This window comes from Pseudoxanthomonas taiwanensis, assembly GCF_010093135.1.
In the GTDB taxonomy this organism is placed as follows: Bacteria; Pseudomonadota; Gammaproteobacteria; order Xanthomonadales; family Xanthomonadaceae; genus Pseudoxanthomonas; species Pseudoxanthomonas taiwanensis.
Genome location: NZ_PDWK01000094.1, coordinates 1 through 8361, shown reverse-complemented (window position 1 = coordinate 8361; position 8361 = coordinate 1). Strand labels below are relative to the sequence as shown.

General features: G+C 73.2%; 7 protein-coding genes. 6 read left to right on the top strand and 1 reads right to left on the bottom strand.

Annotation, left to right across the window (positions count from 1 at the left end; all coding sequences use genetic code 11):
* The 5 genes from CR938_RS13215 to CR938_RS13195 form a co-directional block, all read left to right on the top strand.
* On the top strand, window positions 1–820 hold an 820-nt coding region (locus tag CR938_RS13215), incomplete at its 5' end, for an ABC transporter ATP-binding protein (RefSeq protein WP_246191098.1).
* A gap of 3 nt (window positions 821–823) precedes the next feature.
* Entirely contained in the window at window positions 824–1639 is an 816-nt protein-coding gene (mutM, locus tag CR938_RS13210) for a bifunctional DNA-formamidopyrimidine glycosylase/DNA-(apurinic or apyrimidinic site) lyase (protein ID WP_162125445.1), read from the top strand.
* 71 nt (window positions 1640–1710) lie between these two features.
* Window positions 1711–3297: an OpgD/OpgG family glucan biosynthesis protein gene (locus tag CR938_RS13205; RefSeq protein WP_162125444.1), complete on the top strand. Its 1587-nt coding sequence runs from the start codon at window positions 1711–1713 to the stop codon at window positions 3295–3297.
* 71 nt (window positions 3298–3368) lie between these two features.
* The gene (locus tag CR938_RS13200) at window positions 3369–4115 is read left to right on the top strand and encodes a metallophosphoesterase family protein (RefSeq protein ID WP_162125443.1); all 747 of its coding nucleotides are present in this window, start codon (window positions 3369–3371) and stop codon (window positions 4113–4115) included.
* 2 nt (window positions 4116–4117) lie between these two features.
* A complete protein-coding gene (locus tag CR938_RS13195; protein ID WP_162125442.1) occupies window positions 4118–5542 on the top strand; it encodes a serine/threonine protein kinase in 1425 nt (474 codons plus the stop codon).
* Window positions 5543–5557: 15 nt separating this feature from the next.
* Here CR938_RS13195 and CR938_RS13190 read toward each other — a convergent pair whose 3' ends face one another.
* Window positions 5558–6178, bottom strand: coding sequence for a thymidine kinase (locus CR938_RS13190; protein WP_162125441.1), 621 nt, complete (start codon window positions 6176–6178; stop codon window positions 5558–5560).
* Window positions 6179–6261: 83 nt separating this feature from the next.
* Between CR938_RS13190 and CR938_RS13185 the strand changes: the two genes are divergently transcribed.
* Complete coding sequence (locus CR938_RS13185) at window positions 6262–8238, top strand: UvrD-helicase domain-containing protein (protein ID WP_162125440.1); 1977 nt, start codon at window positions 6262–6264, stop codon at window positions 8236–8238.
* The last annotated feature ends 123 nt before the right edge of the window (window positions 8239–8361 follow it).

The window sequence follows — 8361 nt, the reverse complement described above, 5'->3', positions numbered from 1 at the left end:
CCCCGACCTCCCCCCGCTGATCGAGCTGGACCACGCCACGGTGGTCCGTGGCCAGGTCCGGGTCCTGCACGACCTGAGCCTGCGCATCGCCCAGGGCCAGCACACCGCCATCCTCGGTCCCAACGGCTGCGGCAAGTCCACCCTGATCAAGCTCATCACCCGCGAGCTGTACCCGCTGGCGCGCGGCGCCGACGCCCCGCCGCCGGTGCGGGTGCTGGGCCAGGCGCGCTGGCAGGTGGACCGGCTGCGTTCGCAACTGGGCATCGTCACCGCCGACTTCGGCGCCCGCCTGGCCGAGCTGCCGGGGCTGACCGCGGAGGACGCGGTGCTGGGCGGGCTGTTCGCCAGCTTCGTCGTCCCACCATTCCGTGAGATCACCGAGGCCATGCGCGAACGGGCGGCCGAGGCCCTGGCCCGCACCGGCGTGGCGGACCTGCGCCGGCGCCGCTACGCCGAGCTGTCCACCGGCGAGGCGCGGCGGGTGCTGATCGCCCGCGCCCTGGTCAACCGCCCGCACGCCCTGCTCCTGGACGAGCCCAGCACCGGCCTGGACGTGGTCGCCCGCGACCGCCTGCTGGCCATGCTCCGCGAGCTGGCGCGCCAGGGCATCACCCTGGTGCTGGTCACCCACCACATCGAGGAGATCATCCCGGAGATCGGCCACGTGGTGCTGCTGCGCGAGGGCCGCATGCTGGCGCAGGGACCGCGCGCGGCCATGCTCGACGAGGCGTTGCTGTCGGAGGCCTTCGGCGGCCCGGTGCGGCTGTGGACGCCGGCCGGCGACGCCGCGGTGCCCCGCCTGGCCGGTGCCGGAGCCTGAGCCGTGCCCGAGCTGCCCGAGGTCGAGACCACCCGCCGCGGCCTGGCCCCGCACGTGGAGGGCCGCACCGTCACCGCCGTGACCCTGCGCCGGCCGGACCTGCGCTGGCCGATCCCGGCCGAGGTGGCGCGCGAGCTGCCCGGTCGCCGCATCGTGCAGGTGCGCCGCCGCGCCAAGTACCTGCTGCTGGACACCGACGCCGGCCACAGCGCCCTGCTCCACCTGGGCATGTCCGGCATGCTGCGGGTGCTGCCGGCCGACACCCCGGTCGGCGCGCACGACCACGTGGACCTGGCCCTGGACTCGGGCCGGGTGCTGCGCTTCACCGATCCGCGCCGCTTCGGCTGCCTGCTGTGGCAGCCGGCCGGCACGGAGCACGCGCTGCTGCGCGGACTGGGCCCGGAGCCGCTGTCGGAGCGGTTCGACGGCCACTGGCTGTANCGCCTCAGCCGCGGCCGCAGCGCGCCGGTGAAAACCTTCCTGATGGACCAGCGCATCGTGGTCGGCGTGGGCAACATCTACGCCGCCGAGAGCCTGTTCCGCGCCGGCATCTCCCCGCTGCGCCCGGCCGGGCGGGTCTCACTGGCCCGCTACATGGCCCTGGCCGAAGCGGTGCGCGGGATCCTCGGCCACGCCATCACCCGCGGCGGCACCACCCTGCGCGACTTCCTCAACCCGGACGGCGCGCCGGGCTACTTCGAACAGGAGCTGGCCGTGTACGGCCGCGGCGGCCTGCCCTGCCCGGCCTGCGGCACCCGCCTGCGCCAGGCCAGCGTCGGCCAGCGCACCACGGTCTGGTGCCCGCGCTGCCAGCGCTGAGCCGCGCGCGTTAAGCCTGCCTGCGGTTTGAGCATGCTTAAGATGGCCCGTTCCCATACCACGGACGCGCCATGCACCGACGCCAGTTCCTGATCCGTGCCGGCGCGGCGCTCGCCGCCTCCGGCCTGCTCCCGGCCCTGGCCACCTCCCCCGCGCCGGCCACGCTGGGCCAGCGCCACCGCTTCGACTACGCCTGGCTCAAGGGCCATGCCCGTGCCCTCGCCGGACGGCCGTACACGCCGCGCGGCGAGGTCACGCATCCGGCGGTGACGGCGCTGGGCTGGGAGCAGTACCACGCCCTGCGCACCCGCCCGGAGCGGGCGCTCTGGCACGACCTGCCGGACACGCGCTTCCGCGCCACCTTCTTCCACCTGGGCCTGGGCTTCCGCCGCCCGGTACGCCTGTACGAGGTGGCCGACGGCCAGGCCCGGGAGCTGGCCTACGACCCGGCCATGTTCGACTACGGCCGCAGTGGCCTGGACGGCCGGCGCCTGCCGAAGGACCTGGGCTTTGCCGGCTTCCGCCTGCACCGGCCCGAGGACATGCAGCGCGACTTCGTCGCCTTCCTCGGTGCCAGCTACTTCCGCGCGGTGGGCGCGAGCATGCAGTACGGCCTGTCGGCGCGCGGCCTGGCCGTGGACACCGGCCTGCCGCGGCCGGAGGAATTCCCCGACTTCACCGCCTTCTGGCTGGAGCGCCCGCAACCGGGCTCGGAGACGCTGGTGGTGTACGCGCTGCTGGACTCGCCCAGCGTGGCCGGCGCCTACCGCCTGGCCATCACCCCCGGCGAGCCGCTGCTGATGGACGTGGACGCGGCGCTGTACCCGCGCCGGGAGATCGAGCGGCTGGGCATCGCCCCCTGCACCAGCATGTTCCAGGTCGGCGAGAACGACCGCCGCATGGCCTGGGACTGGCGCCCGGAGATCCACGACAGCGACGGCCTGGCGCTGTGGACCGGCGCCGGCGAGTGGATCTGGCGGCCGCTGGGAAATCCGCGCCAGCTGCGCTTCAACGCCTTCGTCGACGAGGATCCGCGCGGCTTCGGCCTGCTGCAGCGCGACCGCGACTTCGACCACTACCAGGACGACGGCGTGTTCTATGACCGCCGCCCCTCGCTGTGGGTCGAGCCCAAGCACGCCTGGGGCCGCGGCACCGTGCAGCTGGTGGAGATCCCCACGGTGGACGAGACCTTCGACAACATCGTCGCCTTCTGGAACCCCGAGGCACGGCCGCAGCCGGGCCAGGAGCTGCTGTTCGGCTACCGCCTGTACTGGGGCGCCGAGCCGCCGGCGCGTCCGCCGCTGGCCCGCTGCGTGGCCACCCGCACCGGCCTGGGCGGGGTGATCGGCTTCAGGCGCGAGCGCTATTCGCAGCGCTTCGCCGTGGACTTCGCCGGCGGCGAACTGGCGGCCCTGGGCGCGCGCAACGCCACGGTGGAAGCAGTGGTGGAGGCCAGCCGCGGCCAGGTGGACACGGTCTCGGCACGGCCGCTGCACGCCATCGACGGCTACCGCGCCATGTTCGACGTCTATCCGCCGGACGGGTCCACCGGCCAGATCGACATCCGCCTGTACCTGCGCCACGAGGGCCGCGCCCTCACCGAGACCTGGCTGTACCAGTGGAACCCGCCGCCACCGGAGGAGCGGGTGCTGTACTGAGCGGCCGCTAGACCTTCGCCGAATGGCGTGCCGGGGCGCCCGCGGCTACCGTGCGGCGCGGGAGGGAGAGGATGCGTATCGGCCTGCTGGCGGACCTGCATGCCAACCGCGAGGCGCTCACCGCGTGCCTGAAGGCGCTGCGGCGCGCCGGCTGCGAGCGCCTGGTGTTCCTGGGCGACCTGGTGGGCTACGGCGCCGACCCGGCCTGGGTGGTGGACACGGTGCGCGAGCACGTGGCCGCCGGCGCCATCGCCGTGCAGGGCAACCACGACGCCGCGGTGCTGGCGCCGGAGCAGGCGCGCCTGCACGAGCAGGCGCGCGCGGCCATCGCCTGGACACGCGACCGCCTGGACGGCGAGCAGCTGCGCTTCCTGCGTGAACTGCCGCTGCAGGTGGCCGAGGACGACCGCCTGTACGTGCACGCCAACGCCTGGGACCCGGCCGGCTGGGGCTACGTGGACAGCCTGCTGGCGGCGCAGCGCAGCCTGGCGGCCACCGACCGGCGCATCACCTTCTGCGGACACGTGCACGAACCGGCGCTGTACTACGACAGCACCCTGCCCGGTGCGGCGGCGTACTTCGAGCCGCGCCCGGGCACGCCGATCCCGCTGCTGCCCAGCCGCCGCTGGCTGGCCATCGTCGGCACCTGCGGCCAGCCGCGCGACGGCAATCCGGCCGCCTGCTGCGCCTGGTACGACACCGGCAGCCGGCAGCTGGCGATCCTGCGCGTGCCCTACGACCACGAAGCGGCGGCGGCACGGATCCGCGCCGCCGGGTTGCCGGAGGTCTTCGCGAGGCGCCTGCTGGGGGAGGACTGAACATGCCGCCGAAACTGGCACCGGGGATGCTGCTGGGGGGCTTCCGCCTGCTGGAGCCGCTGCACGAGGGCGGCATGGCCACGCTGTGGCGGGTGGAGCACCCGGACCACCGGCTGCCGCTGCTGATGAAGCTGCCGCGCATCGGCTACGGCGAGAAGGTGAGCCAGCTGGTGGGCTTCGAGGTCGAACGCAGCCTGCTGCCGACCCTGTCCGGCCCGCACGTGCCGCGCTTCATCGCCGCCGGCGACGACGGCGACCAGCCGTGGCTGGTGATGGAGCACGTGGCCGGGCAGACCCTGCGACCGCTGCTGGACCAGGCGCCGCTGGACCCGGAGCGGGGGGCGGCGCTGGGCGCGCTGGCGGCGCTGGCACTGGACGCCCTGCACCGCCAGCATGTGGTGCACCTGGACATCAAGCCCAGCAACCTGCTGCTGCACCGCCCGACCGAGGGCGGCGAGCGCATGGTGCTGATCGACTTCGGCCTGTCGCGCCACGCCCAGCTGCCGGACCTGCTGGCCGAGCAGTTCCGCGTGCCGATGGGCACCGCGCCGTACATCGCCCCTGAGCAGGTGCTGGGCGTGCGCTCGGACCCGCGCAGCGCCCTGTTCGCCCTGGGCGTGACCCTGTACCCCCTGGCCACCGGGGTGCGCCCGTTCGGCTCGCCCGGCAGCCAGCGCGGGCTCAAGCGCCGGCTGTACCAGGACCCGCCACCGCCGCGCGCGCTCAACCCGGAGATCCCGCGCTGGCTGCAGGAGATCATCCTGCGCTGCCTGGAGGTGGACCCGGACGAGCGCCATCCCAGCGCCGCGCAGCTGGCCTTCGAGCTGCAGCATCCGGAGCAGGTGGTGCTGACCGCGCGCGCCGACCGCGCCCAGCGCAGCGGCCGCCTGGACACCCTGCGGCGCTGGTGGAAGTCGCTGGGCATGGACGCCAGCCGCTTCCGCGAGCCGGCCCCGGCGGCGGTACGCGCGCCACTGATCATGGTGGCGGTGGACGTGAAGCAGCGCGACGCCGCCCTGGACGCCGCGCTGCGCGAGGCGGTGCAGCGGATCGTGGCCAGCGCCCCCGGTGCGCGCCTGGCCTGCGTGACCGTGCTGCGCACCCAGCGCATCGGCATGGACTCCAACCTGGACGCGGCCGGACGCAACCGCCACGTCAAACGCCTGGTGGCGCTGCGCGACTGGGCCCGGGCCCTGGACCTGCCCGACCACCGCATCACCTACCACGTGCTGGAATCGGCCGACGTGGCCGAGGCGCTGATCGACTATGCGCGCGGCAACGCCATCGACCACCTGGTGATGGGCGCGCGCGGCATCACCGGCGTGCGCCGGCTGCTGGGCAGCGTGTCGGCGAAGGTGGTGGCCGAGGCCGACTGCACCATCACCGTGGTGCGCAGCCGCAGCGCCGGCGGGGACGCGCCGGCGTAAGCCGCGCCGCCCGGCTTACAGCAGCGGCGCCTGCAGCGGCTCGATGGTGCCCTCGCCGCGCATGACCTTCTTGAACTCCTGGCGGCTGACCGAGACGTAGCGCTCGTTGCCGCCGATCTCCACCTGCGGGCCGTCGGTCACCGCGCGTCCGGACGCATCCACCCGCACATTCATGGTGGCCTTCTTGCCGCTGTGGCAGATGGTCTTGATCTCCTGCAGCTCGTCGGCCCAGGCCAGCAGGTACTGGCTGCCCTCGAACAGCTCGCCGCGGAAGTCGGTGCGCAGGCCGTAGCACAGCACCGGGATGCGCATGCGGTCCACCACCTCGCTCAGCTGCCACACCTGGGCGCGGGTGAGGAACTGGGCCTCGTCCACCAGCACGCAGCCCAGCGGCCCGTTGGCCAGCACGTCGCGCTCGACCAGCCGTTCCAGGTCGGTGTCGCGGTCGAACGCCGTGCCCTCGGTGCGCAGGCCGATGCGGGAGGCCACCACGCCGGCACGGCCGCCGCGGTCGTCCAGGCGCGGGGTCAGGATCAGCGTGCGCATGCCCCGCTCGCGGTAGTTGTAGGACGACTGCAGCAGGGTGGTGGTCTTCCCGGCGTTCATCGCCGAGTAGTAGAAGTAGAGCTTGGCCATGCACGGATTCTACCGGCCGGTCCGGCGTCGGCCCCACCCCGCCCGGGGTAGAATGCGCGACCCGTTCCACCCCGTCCGCGCCCGTGCTCAACCCCCAACAACGCGCCGCGGTCCTGCACGACGAAGGCCCCCTGCTGGTGCTGGCCGGCGCCGGCAGCGGCAAGACCCGCGTCATCGTCGAGAAGATCGCCCACCTGATCGGTTCCGGGCGCTATCCGGCCCGGCGCATCGCCGCCATCACCTTCACCAACAAGTCGGCGAAGGAGATGCGCGAGCGCGTGGCCAGGCGCATCCGGGGCGACGCCGGCGAGGGGCTGACCATCTGCACCTTCCACGCCCTGGGCCTGAAGTTCCTGCAGATCGAGCACGAGGCCGCCGGGCTCAAGCGCGGCTTCTCGATCTTCGACGCCGACGACACCGCCGCGCAGGTCAAGGACCTGCTGCCGCCAGGGACCAAGCCGGACGCGGTGGAGGACGCGCGCAACCTGATCTCGCGGGCGAAGAACGCCGGCCTGTCGCCGGAGCAGGCGCTGGCCCTGGCCCGCTCGCCGCGCGAGATGGAGGCGGCCAGGCTCTACGCCCGCTACCAGGCGCGCCTGGCCGCGTTCAACGCGGTGGACTTCGACGACCTGATCCGCCTGCCGGTGCAGATCCTGGAACAGAGTCCGGAGATCACCGCGGCCTGGCGCGAGCGCATCGGCTACCTGCTGGTGGACGAGTGCCAGGACACCAACGACGCCCAGTACCGCCTGCTGAAGGCCATCGCCGGCCCGCGCGGCAACTTCACCTGCGTGGGCGACGACGACCAGAGCATCTACGCCTGGCGCGGCGCCAACCCGGACAACCTGCTGCAGATGGAGAAGGACTATCCGCAGCTGAAGGTGATCAAGCTGGAGCAGAACTATCGCTGCTCCAACCGGGTGCTGCGCGCGGCCAACGCGCTTATCGCGCACAACCCGCACGTGCACCTGAAGAAGCTGTGGAGCGACCGTCCCGACGGCGAGCGCATCCGGGTGTGGGAGTGCCGCGACGCCGAGCACGAGGCCGAGCGGGTGGCGGCGGAGATCTCGTTCCTGCACGAGGCCAGGCAGGTGCCGTGGAGCGGGTTGTGCATCCTGTTCCGCAGCAACCACCAGTCGCGGCCGCTGGAGAAGGCGCTGCAGCTGCTGCGCGTCCCCTACCACCTGACCGGCGGCACCGCCTTCCTGGAACGCCAGGAGGTGAAGGACACCCTGGCCTGGCTGCGGGTGATCGCCAACCCGGACGACGACGCGGCCTTCCTGCGCGCGGTGCAGTCGCCCAAGCGCGAGGTCGGCGCCACCTCGCTGGCGCGCCTGGCCGAGCTGGCCGCGAGCAAGCACCTGCCGCTGTCGCGCGCGGCCCAGTCCATGGGCGTGCTGCAGCAGCTGCCGCCGCGCGCGGCCAACGGCCTGAGCGCGTTCAACGACATCATCGCCGACCTGCGCGACCACGCTCCGCGGCTCAGCGCCGCCGACCTGGTGCGCCGGCTGGTGGAGAAGTCCGGCCTGCTGGCCGAGCTGCGCGCGCAGAGCAGGGACGAGGCCGCCTTCCAGCGGCGCCAGGCCAACCTGGACGAGCTGGCCGACTGGTTCGAGGGCGGCCCGCGCGGCGCCAGCGCCGGCGACCTGGCCGCGCAGCTGGCGCTGCTGTCGCGCAACGACAAGGACGAGGGCGGCAACCAGGTGCGGCTGATGAGCCTGCACGCGGCCAAGGGCCTGGAGTTCGACTACGTGTTCATCGTCGGCTGCGAGGAAGGCACGCTGCCGCACGAGGCCGCGCTGGAGGAAGGCTCGCTGGAGGAGGAGCGCCGGCTGATGTACGTGGGCATCACCCGCGCCAAGACCCAGCTGTGGCTCTCCTACAGCCGCCAGGCCCGGCGCTTCCGCGAGCAGGTGCGGCTGCAGCCGAGCCGCTTCCTGGACGAGCTGCCGGCCGAGGAGCTGCAGCGCGACGGCGCCGACCCGGTGGCCGACGCGGCGCGCAAGCGCGAGCGCGCCAGCGCGGGTTTCGCCGCGATCCAGGCCCTGCTCGGCGACTAGGGCCTGTTAACACTACGTGCTAACATACTGCGCATGGAACTTACGCCTGCGCAATTCGCGCGTATCGAGGATTGCCTGCCGCGGCAGCGGGGCAATGTGTCGCTGGACAACCTTCAAGTGCTC